This window comes from Enterobacter sp. 18A13 (assembly GCF_007035975.1).
GTDB lineage: Bacteria > Pseudomonadota > Gammaproteobacteria > Enterobacterales > Enterobacteriaceae > Enterobacter > Enterobacter vonholyi.
The window spans coordinates 4,284,862-4,301,447 of sequence record NZ_AP019634.1; the positions used below are offsets into that span (position 1 = coordinate 4,284,862).

Here is a 16,586-nt window from a genome sequence, read left to right on the forward strand (position 1 = left end):
CCCCTAATGCATCTTGATATCGCCTGGCAGGAGGTTGATACCGTTCTGCTGGATATGGACGGCACGCTGCTCGATCTCGCCTTTGATAACTATTTCTGGCAAACGCTGGTTCCAGAAACCTATGGCGAACAGCAGGGGATCTCCCCGGCAGAAGCGCAGGCATTCATTCGTTCACAATATAGCGCCGTGCAACATACGCTAAACTGGTACTGTCTTGACTACTGGAGCGAGCGCCTCGGTCTGGATATTTGTGCCATGACTACCGCCCAGGGCCCGCGCGCCGTTCTGCGCGAAGATACAGTGCCCTTTCTGGATGCGCTGAAAGCAAGCGGCAAGCGCCGTATCTTGCTGACCAACGCGCATCCACATAATCTGGCGGTGAAGCTGGAACATACGGGTCTGGCGTCGCACCTTGATTTATTTCTTTCCACCCACACATTTGGTTATCCGAAAGAGGATCAGCGGTTGTGGCATGCGGTTAAGGAAGAGACGGGTTTGCAGCCGGAACGTACGTTGTTCATTGATGACAGCGAGCCCATTCTGGATTCTGCCGCAAGGTTTGGCATTCGCTACTGTCTGGGCGTCACCAATCCTGACTCTGGCCTGGCTGAAAAAAGCTATCTGCGCCACCCGGGACTGAACGACTATCGCCAGATGATCCCCTCACTGACCGTGAAGGAGACGCCATGAAAGAAAAACCCTCAGACGGGGTAAGACTGGATAAATGGCTGTGGGCAGCGCGTTTTTATAAAACGCGCGCCCTTGCCCGCGAGATGGTTGACGGCGGAAAAGTGCATTACAACGGCCAGCGCAGCAAACCGAGCAAGATGGTTGAGCTGAATGCCACCTTAACGCTGCGTCAGGGCAACGATGAACGTACGGTGGTGGTTAAAGCCATTACCGAACAACGTCGACCCGCAGCGGAAGCCGTAATGCTTTATGAAGAGACGGCGGAGAGCATTGAAAAGCGCGAGAAGACCGCGCTGGCGCGCAAAATGAACGCGCTGACGATGCCACACCCGGACCGGCGGCCGGACAAAAAAGAGCGCCGCGATCTGATGAAATTTAAACACGGTGAGACTGATTAACCTCACCCGCACGAGAGATGAAAATGGCCCAACACGACCAATTACACCGCTATCTGTTTGAACAATTCGCCGTGCGCGGCGAGCTGGTCACCGTATCCGAAACCTGGAAACAGATTCTGGAAAACCACAATTACCCGCTGCCGGTGAAGACCCTGTTGGGCGAACTGCTGGTTGCCACCAGCCTGCTTACCGCAACGCTGAAGTTTGCCGGGGATATCACCGTGCAGCTGCAGGGCGACGGCCCGATGACGCTGGCGGTCATCAACGGCAATAACCAGCAGCAGATGCGCGGCGTGGCGCGCGTTCAGGGCGACGTGCCCGAGAATGCTGACCTCAAAACGCTGGTAGGTAATGGCTACCTGGTGATCACCATCTCCCCAGAGGAAGGTGAGCGCTATCAGGGCGTGGTCGGTCTGGAAGGCGATACCCTGGCAGCCTGCCTGGAAGATTACTTCATGCGCTCCGAGCAGCTGCCGACGCGTCTGTTCATCCGCACCGGTGAAGTGGACGGCCAGCCTGCTGCGGGCGGTATGCTGCTGCAGGTTCTGCCTGCCCAGGACGCTCAGACCAATGATTTTGAGCACCTGGCGACGCTGACCGAAACCATCAAGGCGGAAGAGCTGTTCAACCTGTCGGCGACAGACGTGCTGTGGCGTCTGTACCACGAAGAAGAAGTGACCGTCTACGACCCGCAGTCCGTGGAGTTTAAGTGCACCTGCTCCCGCGAGCGCTGCGCTGGCGCACTGAAAACCCTGCCGGATGAAGAGATCGACAGCATCATGGCGGAAGACGGCGAAATTGATATGCACTGTGACTACTGCGGTACGCACTATGTATTCAATTCGATGGATATCGCTGAGATCCGCAACAACGCCTCCCCGGCGGATCCGCAGGTTCATTAAACCTCTCTTCCCCTCACCTTAACCTTCTCCCCAAAGGGGAGAGGGCTGGGCTGAGGGGCAAAAAACTCCACCCAAGCTGAATCGTTTTCCCAATGTAACTCTTACGTAATTTTCTTACGTGTATGCGATTACATTCACATTCTTTCCGATAAAATCACCAGCCTTTAACCTTTTCGGAACATTTTCCCCACCCAAAAAGCGATTCCTGCGATAATCCGCCTGCGCCGTGACTGGAGTCGCAGCGTTTTCCGTTAGTAAGGGTTTTGTCCAGATGCGTGAATCTATGAGCCCCGTCGCGGTAAACAACCTCAGAAAAACCCTACAATTTCAGGCAGTACATATTGGCTAAGGAGCAGTGATATGCGTGTTACTGGTTTAACCCCGCAAGATCTCAAGGCTTATGGTATTCACGACGTCCAGGAAATCGTCTACAACCCCGACTACGATACGCTGTATCAGGAAGAGCTCAATCCAGCACTGGAAGGATACGAGCGTGGTGTGTTGACGAATCTTGGTGCTATCGCCGTCGATACCGGTATCTTTACCGGTCGTTCGCCGAAAGATAAGTATATCGTCCGAGACGAAACCACCCGCGATACGCTGTGGTGGGCTGACAAGGGCAAAGGGAAGAACGACAACAAACCGCTCTCCCCGGAAACCTGGCAGCACCTGAAAGGGCTCGTCACCCATCAACTTTCCGGCAAGCGTTTGTTTATTGTCGACGCTTTCTGCGGCGCTAACGCCGATACCCGTCTCTCCGTGCGTTTTATCACCGAAGTGGCCTGGCAGGCGCATTTCGTGAAAAACATGTTTATCCGTCCAACCGACGAAGAGCTGCAGGACTTCACCCCTGATTTCATCGTGATGAACGGCGCGAAATGCACCAACCCACAGTGGAAAGAGCAGGGTCTGAACTCCGAAAACTTTGTGGCCTTCAACCTGACCGAGCGTATCCAGCTGATCGGCGGTACCTGGTACGGCGGCGAAATGAAGAAAGGGATGTTCTCCGTCATGAACTACCTGCTGCCGCTACGGGGCATTGCCTCCATGCACTGCTCTGCTAACGTCGGTGAAAAAGGCGACGTGGCGGTCTTCTTCGGCCTGTCCGGCACCGGTAAAACCACCCTGTCCACCGATCCAAAACGTCGCCTGATTGGCGATGACGAACACGGCTGGGATGACGATGGCGTATTCAACTTTGAAGGCGGCTGCTACGCGAAGACCATTCGCCTGTCTGAAGAGGCCGAGCCGGATATCTTCCACGCGATCCGTCGCGATGCGCTGCTGGAAAACGTCACCGTGCGTGCCGACGGCTCCATCGACTTCGACGATGCGTCGAAAACGGAAAACACCCGCGTCTCTTATCCGATCTACCACATCGACAATATCGTGAAGCCGGTGTCAAAAGCGGGTCATGCCACGAAGGTTATTTTCCTGACGGCGGATGCGTTCGGCGTTCTGCCTCCGGTGTCTCGCCTGACGGCCAGCCAAACGCAGTACCACTTCCTTTCCGGTTTCACCGCCAAGCTGGCGGGTACCGAGCGCGGCGTGACGGAGCCAACCCCAACCTTCTCCGCCTGCTTCGGCGCAGCCTTCCTGTCGCTGCACCCGACGCAGTATGCTGAAGTGCTGGTGAAACGCATGCAGGCATCCGGCGCGCAGGCATACCTGGTGAACACCGGCTGGAACGGCACCGGCAAACGTATCTCTATCAAAGATACCCGCGCCATTATCGACGCCATTCTGGATGGTTCTCTGGACGACGCCGAAACCTTCACGCTGCCGATGTTTGACCTGGCGATCCCAACGTCGCTGCCGGGTGTGGATACGCATATCCTCGACCCGCGCAATACGTACGGTTCTCCGGAGCAGTGGCGTGAGAAGGCGGAATCGCTGGCGAAGCTGTTTATCGAGAACTTCGAGAAGTATACCGATACCCCGGCGGGTGCTGCGCTAGTGAGTGCGGGTCCAAAACTGTAGTCCATGTCGGGTGGCGGCTTCGCCTTACCCGACCTACAAAAAAGGGTGGCTCGTGCCACCCTTTTTTCAACTCTCTTTCACCTGCCCCCGCGTCACCGGTACCGGCAGCCAGGCGCGAATGCTCAACCCACCGCGCTCGCTGGTTCCAATCTCCAGCAGCCCGTTATGGTTATCAATAATACGCTGCACTATCGCCAGGCCTAAGCCCGTACCGCTGGTGCTGCGCGCGCTGTCGCCGCGCACAAACGGCTGGAACAGATGCTTACGCTGCTCGGGCTTGATGCCTGGACCGTCGTCTTCCACCTGGAACCAGGCGCGGTTGAGCTCAGACCCGCTGCTGACCTTAATCCAGCCGTTGCCGTAGCGCGCCGCGTTGACCACCATGTTGGCGACCGCACGTTTAATGGAGAGCGGGTGCATACGAACCTGAATTTCACCGGCCTGAAGGTCGGTATCAATCTCGCGCTCGTAGCCGCTTTCCGCCGCCACGACTTCGCCCAGCACCGCGTTCAGATCCGCCATCTCCATTGGCATCTCCTGCCCGGTGCGCAGGTAGTCGATGAACTGCTCAATGATGGCGTTACACTCTTCAATGTCCTTATTGATGGACTCGGCAAGGTAACCGTCCTCTTCTCCCATCATCTCCGTCGCCAGACGAATACGCGTTAGCGGCGTGCGCAGGTCGTGGCTGACGCCCGCCATCAGCAGCGTACGGTCATCCGCCAGCTGCTTCACGCCTGCCGCCATATGGTTAAAGGCACGCGTCACTGAACGGACTTCCGAGGCGCCATACTCGCGCAGCGGAGGAGGAATAATCCCTTTACCGACCTGCAGCGCAGCGTGCTCCAGGTCGACCAGAGGTCGGTTCTGTATACGGATAAATAGCCACGCGCCGCCTATCGCCAGCAGCATAATCGCCAGGGTATAGCGGAACAGCGGTGAGAAATCGCCCTGATGGATTTCGGTCAGCGGAACGCGAACCCAAATATTGGGTGACAGCCAGGTTTTCAGCCAGACGACGGGCGAGCTTTTGTTGACCTCAACGCGCACTTCCGTTGGACCGCCCAGCTGCTGCGCCATCTGCTGGCTGAGGAATTCGTAGTGCTGCGCCCAGCGCAGGCCAGCGTCTTCCGCCGCTTCGTTGGAATAGAGCGAAATGCCCAGTTCACGGTAGATTTCACGGCGAAACGCCGGAGGAACGACGAGCTGCGTGCCGTCCTCCAGCTGCAGCTTATCGGTCATCAGCATACGGACTTCGTAGGCCAGGACCTTATTGAACTGCTGGAGGCTCGGCAGGATCGCAAAGTTCAACACCACCAGGTAGGTCGTCACCAGGCTGACGAACAGCAGGGTGACGATCAGTAACAGGGTGCGGGCAAACGAGCTTCGCGGCGAGAAGCGCATTCGCCTCATGCTTTAGAGCCGTCCGGGACGAACACGTAGCCCAGACCCCATACGGTCTGAATATAACGAGGATGCGCCGGATCTTCTTCCACCATGCGGCGCAGACGGGAGATCTGCACGTCGATAGAGCGTTCCATTGCGGAGTATTCGCGACCGCGCGCCAGGTTCATCAGCTTGTCACGGGAAAGCGGTTCACGCGGGTGGCTGACCAGCGCTTTCAGTACCGCAAACTCGCCGCTGGTGAGCGGCATTGGCTCATCTTCACGGAACATCTCGCGCGTGCCGAGGTTCAGCTTGAACTTGCCGAAGGCAATAACGGCTTCTTCCTGCGACGGCGCGCCCGGCAGCTCGTTCGCCTGACGGCGCAGCACGGCGCGAATACGTGCCAGCAGTTCACGCGGGTTAAACGGTTTTGGAATGTAGTCGTCCGCGCCGATTTCGAGGCCCACGATACGGTCAACTTCCTCGCCCTTCGCCGTCACCATGATAATCGGCATCGGGTTGCTCTGGCTGCGCAGACGGCGGCAAATAGAAAGCCCGTCTTCGCCAGGCAGCATCAGGTCGAGAACCATCAGGTGGAAAGATTCACGGGTCAGCAGACGGTCCATCTGCTCAGCGTTCGCGACGCTACGAACCTGGAAGCCCTGCTCGGTCAGATAACGCTCCAGCAGCGCACGCAGGCGCATGTCGTCATCCACGACCAGAATTTTGTAGTTCTCTTGCATTGTGTGTACTCCCAAAGGTTCGGATAGTCTTTGTAACAGCGTATTCTAAAAAAGTGCACGTATTCGACCAGTTAATTCTGGTATAAATTCTAGTCGAAATTGTTACAAAGCATATTTAACAGCAGCTTATCTGCTCATTTCATCACATAAATCATTATTAATCCTGTCTGTTACACTGTGTGGTACGTATTGTGCGCAAGACAGTTAACCGGCAGGCAGCAAAGGCTTTACCATGAAAACGCCCCTGATCACCCGCGAAGGGTACGAAAAGCTCAAAAAAGAGATGGATTACCTCTGGCGCGAAGAGCGTCCTGAAGTAACCAAAAAGGTGACCTGGGCGGCAAGCCTGGGCGATCGCAGCGAAAACGCTGACTACCAGTACAACAAAAAGCGGCTACGCGAAATTGACCGCCGGGTTCGCTATCTGACGAAGTGCCTCGAGAATCTTAAAATTGTCGATTACTCTCCGCAGCAGGAGGGCAAAGTGTTCTTCGGCGCGTGGGTGGAGATTGAAAACGACGATGGTGACACCCTGCGTTTTCGCATTGTCGGCTACGATGAAATTTTTGGTCGTAAGGATTACATCTCCATCGACTCCCCGATGGCCCGCGCGCTGCTGAAAAAGGAAGTGGGCGATCTGGCCATCGTTCAGACTCCAGCTGGTGAAGCCAGCTGGTACGTCAATGAGATCGTCTACGTAAAATAGTCCGAGAGCGCCCTCCCCGGCTGGCATTTTGCCGTGTCAGCCCGTATAACTATCCCCTGATTTTTTCGACTCAACAGATGATAAAGCCATGATGAATGATTCGCTCTGCCGCATTATTGCGGGTGATATTCAGGCCAGAGCCGAACAGGTAGAAGCTGCCGTTCGCCTGCTTGATGAAGGGAACACCGTGCCGTTTATTGCACGCTATCGTAAGGAAGTCACCGGCGGTCTGGATGACACGCAGCTGCGTAACCTGGAGACCCGTCTCGGTTATCTGCGCGAACTGGAAGAACGTCGTCAGGCGATCCTCAAATCCATCGGCGAACAGGGCAAACTGACCAGCGATCTGGAAAGCGCCATTAACGGCACCCTGAGCAAAACCGAATTAGAAGATCTCTATCTGCCGTACAAACCGAAGCGCCGCACGCGCGGGCAGATTGCGATTGAAGCGGGCCTTGAGCCGCTGGCCGACCTGCTGTGGAACGAGCCATCGCACGATCCGGAAACCGAAGCGGCGAAATTTATCGACGCTGACAAAGGCGTGGCGGACACCAAGGCCGCCCTCGACGGCGCACGCTACATTCTGATGGAGCGCTTCGCCGAAGACGCCGCGCTGCTCGCTAAAGTGCGTGATTACCTGTGGAAGAATGCCCACATCGTCTCTACCGTCGTCGCGGGTAAAGAGGAAGAAGGCGCGAAATTCCGCGACTATTTCGATCACCACGAACCGATTTCCACCACCCCTTCCCACCGCGCGCTGGCAATGTTCCGCGGCCGCAACGAAGGCGTGCTCCAGCTCTCCCTGAACGCCGATCCGCAGTTTGACGAGCCGCCGAAAGAGAGCCACTGCGAGCAGATCATTATCGACCATCTCGGCCTGCGCCTGAACAACGCCCCGGCGGACAGCTGGCGTAAAGGCGTAGTAAGCTGGACCTGGCGCATCAAGGTGCTGATGCACCTCGAAACCGAGCTGATGGGCACCGTGCGCGAACGCGCCGAAGATGAAGCGATTAACGTCTTCGCCCGTAACCTGCACGACCTGCTGATGGCCGCCCCTGCCGGCCTGCGCGCGACAATGGGTCTCGACCCGGGTCTGCGTACCGGCGTGAAGGTCGCTGTGGTTGACGGCACCGGCAAGCTGGTGGCGACCGATACCATTTATCCGCACACCGGCCAGGCAGCGAAAGCGGCCGTCGTGGTGGCGGCGCTTTGCGAAAAATACAACGTCGAGCTGGTTGCCATCGGCAACGGTACGGCCTCTCGTGAAACCGAGCGTTTTTACCTCGACGTGCAGAAGCAGTTCCCGAAAGTGACGGCACAGAAAGTGATCGTCAGCGAGGCCGGGGCATCCGTCTATTCCGCGTCCGAGCTGGCGGCCCAGGAATTCCCGGACCTGGACGTTTCCCTGCGCGGGGCAGTTTCTATCGCTCGCCGCCTGCAGGATCCGCTGGCGGAGCTGGTGAAGATCGATCCGAAATCCATCGGCGTGGGCCAGTATCAGCATGACGTGAGCCAGACTCAGCTGGCGCGCAAGCTGGATGCGGTGGTGGAAGACTGCGTAAACGCCGTCGGCGTTGACCTGAACACCGCCTCCGTTCCCCTGCTGACCCGCGTGGCGGGCTTAACCCGCATGATGGCGCAGAACATCGTCGCCTGGCGTGATGAGAACGGCCAGTTCCAGAACCGTCAGCAGCTGCTGAAGGTGAGCCGTCTGGGGCCAAAAGCCTTTGAGCAGTGTGCGGGCTTCCTGCGCATCAACCACGGCGATAACCCGCTGGATGCCTCCACCGTGCACCCGGAGGCGTACCCTGTGGTGGAACGCATCCTGGCCGCCACCCAGCAGGCGCTGAAAGATCTCATGGGTGACAGCAGCGCCCTGCGCAACCTGCAAGCCGTTGATTTCACCGACGACAAATTTGGTGTGCCAACCGTCACCGACATTATTAAAGAGCTGGAAAAGCCGGGCCGCGATCCGCGTCCTGAGTTCAAAACGGCGACCTTTGCCGACGGCGTGGAAACCATGAACGACCTGCTGCCCGGCATGGTGCTGGAAGGCGCGGTGACCAACGTCACCAACTTTGGCGCGTTCGTGGATATCGGCGTGCATCAGGATGGTCTGGTGCATATCTCATCCCTTGCCGACAAGTTCGTTGAAGACCCGCACACCGTGGTCAAAGCGGGCGACATCGTGAAGGTCAAAGTGCTGGAAGTGGATCTGCAGCGCAAGCGTATCGCGCTGACCATGCGTCTGGACGAGCAGCCGGGCGACACCAACGCGCGCCGCGGCGGCAATGGCGGAGGCCGCGAACAGCAGCGTCCCGCCGCGAAAGCGGCAAAACCGCGCGGACGTGATACTCAGCCTGCAGGCAACAGCGCGATGATGGATGCGCTGGCGGCTGCGATGGGTAAAAAACGCTAAGGTTGTAAATGCCCCTCACCCTAACCCTCTCCCCAGAAGGGAGAGGGCCGGGATGAGGGGAATAATCATATCGAAATATATGAAACCGATTGCATAGCCATATTTAAACCACTAATTATCACCCCGTTAACAAATACTCCCCTTTTCGTTTTCCAGGCAATTCAGCAAATATTGAGCAAGGTCAAACAGGCCGTAAATTAATACCGCAAACAACATTCCGTCACAGTTTTAATATTGCTGATAAAAACTATTCTCATTATCATCCCATAGTAGATAATTTAACCTTTCGTGGAATCAGGCGTTATGCAATTCACTCCAGACAGTGCATGGAAGATTACCGGTTTTACCCGCGAAATTAGCCCTGCCTATCGGCAAAAGCTGCTGTCGCTGGGCATGCTGCCCGGCTCGTCATTCCAGGTCGTGCGCGTGGCGCCGCTGGGCGATCCGGTTCATATCGAAACCCGCCGCGTGAATCTGGTCCTGCGTAAGAAAGACCTCGCGTTAATAGAAGTCGAAGCCTTATCCCGATAACAAGCCAGCGGTTTCAGTGAGTCTAAAAAAATGAAAAAGTTAACTATTGGCTTAATTGGCAATCCTAATTCCGGCAAGACCACCCTTTTTAACCAGCTGACCGGGGCACGCCAGCGCGTAGGCAACTGGGCGGGCGTGACGGTTGAGCGTAAAGAGGGCCAGTTCACGACGACAGACAACAAGGTGACGCTGGTTGACCTTCCCGGCACCTACTCCTTAACCACCATTTCGTCACAAACCTCGCTCGATGAGCAAATCGCCTGTCACTATATTCTTGGCGGCGACGCGGATCTGCTGATCAACGTGGTCGATGCCTCAAACCTCGAGCGTAACCTCTATCTGACGCTGCAGCTGCTGGAGCTGGGTATCCCCTGCATCGTGGCGCTCAACATGCTCGACATCGCAGAGAAACAAAAGCTGCGCATCGACGTCGATGCCCTCTCCGCGCGCCTGGGATGCCCGGTCGTTCCACTGGTTTCGACGCGGGCTCGCGGTATTGATGCGCTGAAGCTGGCCATTGACCGTCACGCGGGAAATCGCGACGTTGAGCTGGTGCATTACGCGAAGCCCCTCCTGCGTGAAGCCAACGTGCTGGCGCAGGAGATGGACACCGGTATGCCAGCGAAACAGCGCCTGTGGCTTGGCCTGCAGATGCTGGAAGGGGATATCTACAGCCGCGCTTACGCCGGGCATGCGGCCGATAAGCTGGACGCGACGGTGGCTCGTCTTAGCGACGAGCTGGACGATCCGGCGCTGCACATCGCTGATGCCCGTTACCAGGCCATCGCCTCGATTTGCGACGTGGTGAGTAACGCGCTGACGGTGGAACCCAGCCGCTTTACGGCGGCGGTGGATAAGGTCGTGCTTAACCGCTTCCTGGGTTTGCCGATCTTTCTGCTGGTGATGTACGTGATGTTCCTGCTTGCCATTAACATCGGTGGCGCACTGCAGCCGATTTTTGACGCCGGTTCCGTCGCGGTCTTCGTCCACGGGATCCAGTGGGTAGGTTACACCCTGCACTTCCCGGAATGGCTCACCATCTTCCTCGCGCAGGGGATCGGCGGCGGTATTAATACCGTTCTGCCGCTGGTGCCGCAGATCGGCATGATGTACCTGTTCCTCTCGTTCCTGGAAGATTCCGGCTACATGGCGCGCGCGGCGTTCGTGATGGATCGTCTGATGCAGGCGCTGGGCCTGCCGGGTAAATCCTTCGTCCCGCTGATCGTCGGCTTCGGCTGTAACGTGCCGTCGGTGATGGGCGCACGCACCCTGGATGCGCCGCGCGAGCGTCTGATGACCATTATGATGGCGCCGTTTATGTCCTGCGGTGCCCGACTGGCGATCTTCGCGGTCTTTGCGGCAGCCTTCTTTGGCCAGCAGGGCGCGCTGGCGGTCTTCTCGCTCTACGTGCTGGGCATCGTGATGGCGATCCTCACCGGCTTAATGCTGAAACACACTATCATGCGCGGTGAAGCGTCACCGTTCGTGATGGAGCTGCCGGTGTACCACGTCCCCCATCTGAAAAGCCTGGCGATCCAGACCTGGCAGCGCCTGAAAGGCTTCGTCCTGCGCGCAGGTAAGGTGATTGTCATCGTCAGTATTTTCCTGAGCGCGCTGAACAGCTTCACCCTCAGCGGACAGGCGGCAGATAACATTAACGACTCTGCCCTCGCCTCCGTCAGCCGCGTCATCACGCCGGTCTTCAAACCGATTGGCGTGCATGAGGATAACTGGCAGGCAACCGTCGGGCTGTTTACCGGCGCAATGGCAAAAGAGGTGGTTGTCGGTACCCTGAACACGCTCTACACCGCCGAGAACATTCAGGAGCAGGAATTTAATCCGGCAGAGTTTCATCTCGGTGATGAACTGCTGGGTGCCGTAGAGGAAACCTGGCAGAGCCTGAAGGACACCTTCAGCCTGAGCGTGCTGGCGAACCCGATTGAAGCGAGCAAAGGCGACGGTGAAATGGCGACGGGTGCCATGGGGGTGATGAGCGAGAAATTTGGCAGCGCGTCCGCCGCCTATAGCTACCTCATCTTTGTTCTGCTCTACATTCCGTGCATCTCCGTGATGGGGGCGATTGCTCGCGAGTCCAGCCGCGGCTGGATGGGCTTCTCTATCCTGTGGGGGCTGAATATCGCTTACTCGCTGGCGACGCTGTTTTATCAAACCGTCAATTTCAGCCAGCACCCGCGCTACAGCCTGGTCTGCATTCTCGCGGTTGTGCTGTTTAACGTGATAGTGCTCGGTCTGCTGCGGCGGGCACGCAGCCGCGTCGACATCGACCTGCTGGCAAACCGTAAAACCGCCGCGACCTGCTGCTGCAGCCCGGCGAGCGACTGTCACTAAGGAGCACACCCCATGGCATCGTTGATTCAGGTTCGTGACATGCTGGCACTGCAGGGGCGGATGGAGGCGAAACAGCTGAGCCTCAGCCTGCATACGCCGCAGCCGATGATCGATGCCATGCTGGAAAGACTGGAAGCCATGGGGAAAGCCGTGCGGATTCAGGAAGACGCTGACGGCTGTCTCTCCGGCAGTTGTAAAAGCTGTCCGGAAGGAAAGGCCTGCCTCAGGGAGTGGTGGACGCTGCGTTAACAAAGCCGGGCATCGCTGCCCGGCTTTATCGTATTACTTGTAGACGTCCGCCGTTGCGCGTACGTTTTTGGTCTGTTTTTCTGCACTGGTGACGACGTAGTACGTTCCGCCCAGCTCATCCGCTTTCTTCGACAGCTCTCTGCGAGCATCCATCGGCGCGGTGGTGTCAGACGTAGAAATCTCACCAATTTTCGTCAGATTCATGCTGGCAACTTTATCTTTTTCCAGCTCTTTTGCCGCAAAGACGCCAAATGACAGTGACCCAATAACCAGAGAAGTGACAATACCTGTAACAAGTTTCATAGCCTGACTCTCCATAGGATTGTTGTTTTGATTATCGAAGGCAGAACAACCGCAACGACATCTGGAGTATGGTTGCGGTGTGTTACTTTTTCCAGGCAGGATAGAAAATAATCAGTCGAAACGTTGACTTAACGCAATCAGCGCTGAACAAAATTCCGTCGGATGAGAGATAAACGGGGCATGTGCGGCTTTGGCAACGATCTGCGATTCACTCTCCGGCCAAAGCGAATCCAGCAGCGGAACCACTTTGCGCGGCACAATCCCATCGAGATAACCGTAGATACGCAGGTGCGGCACCGTCAGCGCGGCCAGCGGCTCGCGCAGGTCAACCGTTTTCAGGAGCTCAAGTCCGCCGTTTAGCACCTCAACCTCCGGCATCGGCAGCGAAAGCACGGTCTGCTTCAGCGTTCGGGCATCCTTACGCGCGGTTTCGGTACCCATCGTCTGCAGCGCGAGGAACCGCTCTACGGTCCGCTGGAAATCGTCGCTCAGCTGCTGCTGAAAGCCCGCCAGTACCTCGGGTTTTATCCCTGGCCACGCGTCCTGCGCGCTAAAACAGGGCGACGACGCCACGGTCACTAGCGCTTTTACGCGGTCAGGTCTCGACAGCGCAATCTGGCTCGCCACCAGCCCGCCCAGGCTCCAGCCCAGCCAGATGGCATTTTGCGGAGCAGCGTTCTGAACCTGCTCCGCCATCTCATCAAGCGACATGGCCCCAAAACCGCGGCTGCGGCCATAACCCGGCAAATCCACCAGATGCAGCGTGAAATGCGAGGCGAGTTCCTCGCTTACGCAACGCCATACTTCAGCATTCAGTCCCCATCCGTGCAGCAGCACAAGATGGCAATTTCCTGTCCCGACGGTCTGCCACCACAGCGTCTTCATCAGTTACTGTTCTCTTTTTTCACATGGAGGTTGCACATGCTAACAGTACCTGGGTTATGCTGGCTATGCCGAATGCCGCTGGCACTAGGCGGGTGGGGCATCTGCTCCGTCTGTACGCGATCGCTGCAATGGCGTATCGGGATCTGCCCACAATGTGGTTTACCGGCCACGAATCCCGCTTTGCCCTGTGGCCGTTGCCTGAAAAAGTCCCCGCCGTGGAGCGCGATGGTGGCGGTGGATGATTATGTTCCACCGCTGAACAGGCTGATCCATGCGCTGAAGTTTTCCGGGCAGAGCTCGCTGGCACAGCCCCTTGCTCGCCTGCTGTTGCTGGCGGTTTTGCAGGCGCGACGTCAGCGGGCACTGCCGAAAATCGACATGGTGGTGAGTGTCCCCCTTTACCGACGTCGTCACTGGCGGCGCGGCTATAACCAGAGTGACCTGCTCTGCCGTCCCCTCGCACGGTGGCTCGGCTGTCGGTATGATGCCCGCGCGCTGACACGTGTTCATGCCACCGCCATCCAGCATCAGCTCAGCGCCCGGCTTCGCAAAAGAAACCTCAAAAATGCCTTTCGCCTTGAATTGCCGGTCGACGGGCTCCATATCGCGATTGTGGATGATGTTGTCACCACAGGCAGTACCGTTGCTGAACTTTCCCGACTGCTTTTGCAAAGCGGCGCCGCGTCGGTTCAGGTATGGTGTCTGTGCCGTACCTTGTAGCCCTTCTTCAATGGGCGTATGATTATACCCAGGTAATTTAGTCAACTATTAGGCCAAAGCTATGATCCGTATTTCCGATTCTGCACAAGCGCACTTTGCCAAACTGCTGGCAAATCAGGAAGAAGGGACGCAGATCCGTGTGTTTGTGATCAATCCAGGCACGCCGAATGCAGAATGTGGTGTTTCTTATTGTCCTCCGGACGCTGTGGAAGCTACTGACACTGCCCTTAAGTTTGAACAGCTCACCGCCTATGTTGATGAGCTGAGCGCACCGTATCTTGAAGATGCGGAGATCGACTTCGTCACCGATCAGTTGGGTTCTCAGCTGACCCTGAAAGCGCCGAACGCGAAAATGCGTAAAGTGTCTGACGATGCCCCTCTGATGGAGCGCGTTGAGTATCTGCTGCAATCCCAGATCAACCCACAGCTGGCGGGCCACGGCGGCCGTGTTTCCCTGATGGAAATCACCGACGAAGGTTTTGCCATTCTGCAGTTTGGCGGCGGTTGTAACGGTTGTTCAATGGTCGATGTCACCCTGAAAGAAGGGATCGAGAAGCAGCTGCTGAACGAGTTCCCGGAACTGAAAGGCGTGCGTGACCTGACCGAACACCAGCGCGGCGAGCACTCTTACTACTGATTCATTGCCCATCTGTATTGCCCGGTGGCGCTGCGCTTACCGGGCCTACAAAACCCCGCTCCCCCTCTTCGCTCCCCTCTATATGTTGACCTGCGTCTCATAATTCACATTTTGCCTGCCAGGGTGATTCTCAATCACGTCATGTTACCCGTATCATTCTCATGGGCACTAAGCACACCCATAACAGCCGACTAAACTTAATCGTTTAAAAGGCATCAGTATTAGTGCCGTTACTTCTCTGTTCCCAGTTGGGACAATCGGAATTTGTCGTTGAAACAATGACGTTACCCATAACAATTCAAAGGCCAGGTAAATCATGCCATTAGTCATCGTTGCTATCGGTGTTGTGTTATTACTGCTCTTGATGATCCGTTTCAAAATGAACGGATTTATCGCTCTGGTTCTGGTGGCACTTGCAGTCGGTCTGATGCAGGGGATGCCGCTGGTGAAAGTTATCAGCTCGATTAAAGCCGGTGTTGGCGGCACGCTCGGCAGCCTGGCGTTGATCATGGGCTTCGGCGCCATGCTCGGTAAAATGCTGGCGGACTGCGGGGGCGCGCAGCGTATTGCCACCACGCTTATCGACAAATTCGGTAAGAAGAACATTCAGTGGGCAGTGGTGTTAACCGGCTTTACCGTTGGTTTCGCGCTGTTCTATGAAGTGGGCTTCGTATTGATGCTGCCGCTGGTGTTCACCATTGCGGCTGCCGCGAGCATCCCGCTGCTGTATGTCGGCGTGCCAATGGCTGCGGCGCTGTCCGTGACCCACGGCTTCCTGCCGCCGCACCCGGGTCCAACCGCTATCGCGACCATCTTCCACGCGGATATGGGTAAAACTCTGCTGTTCGGTACGATTCTGGCGATCCCGACGGTGATTCTGGCCGGCCCGGTTTATGCCCGCTTCCTGAAAGGCATTGATAAGCCGATTCCGGAAGGTCTGTACAGCGCCAAAACCTTCACCGAAGAAGAGATGCCGGGCTTTGGCGTCAGCGTCTGGACCTCCCTGGTACCGGTGATCCTGATGGCGATGCGCGCCGTGGCGGAGATGATCCTGCCTAAAGGTCATGCGTTCCTGTCCGTGGCGGAATTCCTGGGTGACCCGGTGATGGCAACGCTGATTGCCGTGCTGATCGCGATGTTCACCTTCGGTTTGAACCGTGGCCGCTCCATGGATCAGATCAACGACACGCTGACCTCTTCAATCAAAATCATTGCCATGATGCTCCTGATCATCGGCGGTGGCGGTGCATTCAAGCAGGTTCTGGTCGACAGCGGCGTGGACAAATACATCGCCGCCATGATGCATGAAACCAACGTATCGCCGCTCCTGATGGCCTGGTCTATTGCCGCGGTTCTGCGTATTGCGCTGGGTTCAGCGACCGTTGCGGCGATCACCGCAGGCGGTATCGTTGCCCCGCTGATTGCGACCACGGGCGTAAGCCCTGAGCTGATGGTTATCGCCGTCGGTTCCGGTAGCGTGATTTTCTCTCACGTTAACGACCCTGGCTTCTGGCTGTTCAAGGAGTACTTCAACCTGACGATCGGTGAAACCATCAAGTCCTGGTCCGCGCTGGAAACCATTATTTCGGTGTGTGGTCTGGTCGGGGTGCTGCTGCTCAACATGGTGGTCTGATACCCTAAGTCGGGTGGCGGCTACGCCTTACCCGACCTGCATGAGCACCGCCTGA

16 protein-coding genes are annotated in these 16,586 nt (G+C 57.0%); 12 read left to right on the forward strand and 4 right to left on the reverse strand.

The window, feature by feature from the left end; translation table 11 throughout:
* The first annotated feature begins 6 nt into the window (after positions 1–6).
* The 4 genes from yrfG (at position 7) to pckA (ending at position 3,970) form a co-directional block, all read left to right on the forward strand.
* A complete protein-coding gene (gene yrfG, locus FOY93_RS20785; protein ID WP_143345619.1) occupies positions 7–690 on the forward strand; it encodes a GMP/IMP nucleotidase in 684 nt (227 codons plus the stop codon).
* A complete protein-coding gene (hslR, locus tag FOY93_RS20790) occupies positions 687–1,088 on the forward strand; it encodes a ribosome-associated heat shock protein Hsp15 (protein ID WP_115876852.1) in 402 nt (133 codons plus the stop codon). Before yrfG ends, hslR begins: the two co-directional genes overlap by 4 nt.
* A 17-nt stretch (positions 1,089–1,105) precedes the next feature.
* Positions 1,106–1,990, forward strand: a complete 885-nt coding sequence (gene hslO / locus FOY93_RS20795) for an Hsp33 family molecular chaperone HslO (RefSeq protein WP_161495995.1) — start codon at positions 1,106–1,108, stop codon at positions 1,988–1,990.
* 360 nt (positions 1,991–2,350) lie between these two features.
* Positions 2,351–3,970, forward strand: coding sequence for a phosphoenolpyruvate carboxykinase (ATP) (gene pckA, locus FOY93_RS20800; protein ID WP_023309493.1), 1,620 nt, complete (start codon positions 2,351–2,353; stop codon positions 3,968–3,970).
* A gap of 66 nt (positions 3,971–4,036) precedes the next feature.
* Here the strand turns inward: pckA and envZ are convergent, their stop codons facing one another.
* Both envZ and ompR read right to left on the reverse strand, forming a co-directional pair.
* Positions 4,037–5,383, reverse strand: coding sequence for a two-component system sensor histidine kinase EnvZ (envZ, locus tag FOY93_RS20805; RefSeq protein WP_023309494.1), 1,347 nt, complete (start codon positions 5,381–5,383; stop codon positions 4,037–4,039).
* A complete protein-coding gene (gene ompR, locus FOY93_RS20810; protein WP_001157751.1) occupies positions 5,380–6,099 on the reverse strand; it encodes an osmolarity response regulator transcription factor OmpR in 720 nt (239 codons plus the stop codon). The genes envZ and ompR overlap by 4 nt, the downstream gene beginning before the upstream one ends.
* Positions 6,100–6,331: 232 nt before the next feature.
* On the opposite strand from ompR, the gene greB reads away from it, so the two are divergent.
* The 5 genes from greB to feoC all read left to right on the forward strand — a co-directional run bounded on the left by greB (position 6,332) and on the right by feoC (position 12,353).
* Entirely contained in the window at positions 6,332–6,805 is a 474-nt protein-coding gene (greB, locus tag FOY93_RS20815; RefSeq protein ID WP_111963763.1) for a transcription elongation factor GreB, read from the forward strand.
* Between the two features lie 88 nt (positions 6,806–6,893).
* Positions 6,894–9,224 (forward strand): Tex family protein, encoded by a 2,331-nt coding sequence (locus FOY93_RS20820; RefSeq protein ID WP_115876851.1) that lies wholly within the window; start codon positions 6,894–6,896, stop codon positions 9,222–9,224.
* Positions 9,225–9,527: 303 nt separating this feature from the next.
* Positions 9,528–9,755 (forward strand): ferrous iron transporter A, encoded by a 228-nt coding sequence (feoA, locus tag FOY93_RS20825; RefSeq protein WP_008503050.1) that lies wholly within the window; start codon positions 9,528–9,530, stop codon positions 9,753–9,755.
* Positions 9,756–9,785: 30 nt separating this feature from the next.
* On the forward strand, positions 9,786–12,104 hold the full coding sequence (feoB, locus tag FOY93_RS20830; protein ID WP_143345620.1) for a Fe(2+) transporter permease subunit FeoB: 2,319 nt from the start codon (positions 9,786–9,788) through the stop codon (positions 12,102–12,104).
* Between the two features lie 12 nt (positions 12,105–12,116).
* Complete coding sequence (gene feoC / locus FOY93_RS20835) at positions 12,117–12,353, forward strand: [Fe-S]-dependent transcriptional repressor FeoC (protein WP_143345621.1); 237 nt, start codon at positions 12,117–12,119, stop codon at positions 12,351–12,353.
* 33 nt (positions 12,354–12,386) lie between these two features.
* Here feoC and FOY93_RS20840 read toward each other — a convergent pair whose 3' ends face one another.
* A complete protein-coding gene (locus FOY93_RS20840; protein WP_048976276.1) occupies positions 12,387–12,656 on the reverse strand; it encodes a YdgH/BhsA/McbA-like domain containing protein in 270 nt (89 codons plus the stop codon).
* 111 nt (positions 12,657–12,767) lie between these two features.
* Positions 12,768–13,541 (reverse strand): pimeloyl-ACP methyl ester esterase BioH, encoded by a 774-nt coding sequence (gene bioH, locus FOY93_RS20845; RefSeq protein WP_143345622.1) that lies wholly within the window; start codon positions 13,539–13,541, stop codon positions 12,768–12,770.
* 36 nt (positions 13,542–13,577) lie between these two features.
* Here bioH and gntX point away from each other — a divergent pair, with 36 nt between their 5' ends.
* From gntX to gntT, 3 genes are all read left to right on the forward strand, one after another.
* Positions 13,578–14,261 (forward strand): DNA utilization protein GntX, encoded by a 684-nt coding sequence (gntX, locus tag FOY93_RS20850; protein WP_127732505.1) that lies wholly within the window; start codon positions 13,578–13,580, stop codon positions 14,259–14,261.
* Positions 14,262–14,322: 61 nt separating this feature from the next.
* Positions 14,323–14,898, forward strand: coding sequence for a Fe-S biogenesis protein NfuA (gene nfuA, locus FOY93_RS20855; RefSeq protein WP_008503055.1), 576 nt, complete (start codon positions 14,323–14,325; stop codon positions 14,896–14,898).
* Positions 14,899–15,214: 316 nt separating this feature from the next.
* On the forward strand, positions 15,215–16,531 hold the full coding sequence (gene gntT, locus FOY93_RS20860; protein WP_024907902.1) for a gluconate transporter: 1,317 nt from the start codon (positions 15,215–15,217) through the stop codon (positions 16,529–16,531).
* Positions 16,532–16,586 lie beyond the last annotated feature (55 nt).

Excerpts from the sequence above, each read along its gene's own strand:
- pckA (WP_023309493.1), top strand. The coding sequence starts at position 2,351 with ATGCGTGTTACTGGTTTAACCCCGCAAGATCTCAAGGCTTATGGTATT.
- FOY93_RS20820 (WP_115876851.1), top strand. The coding sequence starts at position 6,894 with ATGATGAATGATTCGCTCTGCCGCATTATTGCGGGTGATATTCAGGCC.
- gntT (WP_024907902.1), top strand. The coding sequence starts at position 15,215 with ATGCCATTAGTCATCGTTGCTATCGGTGTTGTGTTATTACTGCTCTTG.
- yrfG (WP_143345619.1), top strand. The coding sequence starts at position 7 with ATGCATCTTGATATCGCCTGGCAGGAGGTTGATACCGTTCTGCTGGAT.
- gntX (WP_127732505.1), top strand. The coding sequence starts at position 13,578 with ATGCTAACAGTACCTGGGTTATGCTGGCTATGCCGAATGCCGCTGGCA.
- hslR (WP_115876852.1), top strand. The coding sequence starts at position 687 with ATGAAAGAAAAACCCTCAGACGGGGTAAGACTGGATAAATGGCTGTGG.
- feoA (WP_008503050.1), top strand. The coding sequence starts at position 9,528 with ATGCAATTCACTCCAGACAGTGCATGGAAGATTACCGGTTTTACCCGC.
- hslO (WP_161495995.1), top strand. The coding sequence starts at position 1,106 with ATGAAAATGGCCCAACACGACCAATTACACCGCTATCTGTTTGAACAA.
- envZ (WP_023309494.1), bottom strand. The coding sequence starts at position 5,383 with ATGAGGCGAATGCGCTTCTCGCCGCGAAGCTCGTTTGCCCGCACCCTG.
- ompR (WP_001157751.1), bottom strand. The coding sequence starts at position 6,099 with ATGCAAGAGAACTACAAAATTCTGGTCGTGGATGACGACATGCGCCTG.
- bioH (WP_143345622.1), bottom strand. The coding sequence starts at position 13,541 with ATGAAGACGCTGTGGTGGCAGACCGTCGGGACAGGAAATTGCCATCTT.
- nfuA (WP_008503055.1), top strand. The coding sequence starts at position 14,323 with ATGATCCGTATTTCCGATTCTGCACAAGCGCACTTTGCCAAACTGCTG.
- feoC (WP_143345621.1), top strand. The coding sequence starts at position 12,117 with ATGGCATCGTTGATTCAGGTTCGTGACATGCTGGCACTGCAGGGGCGG.
- greB (WP_111963763.1), top strand. The coding sequence starts at position 6,332 with ATGAAAACGCCCCTGATCACCCGCGAAGGGTACGAAAAGCTCAAAAAA.
- FOY93_RS20840 (WP_048976276.1), bottom strand. The coding sequence starts at position 12,656 with ATGAAACTTGTTACAGGTATTGTCACTTCTCTGGTTATTGGGTCACTG.
- feoB (WP_143345620.1), top strand. The coding sequence starts at position 9,786 with ATGAAAAAGTTAACTATTGGCTTAATTGGCAATCCTAATTCCGGCAAG.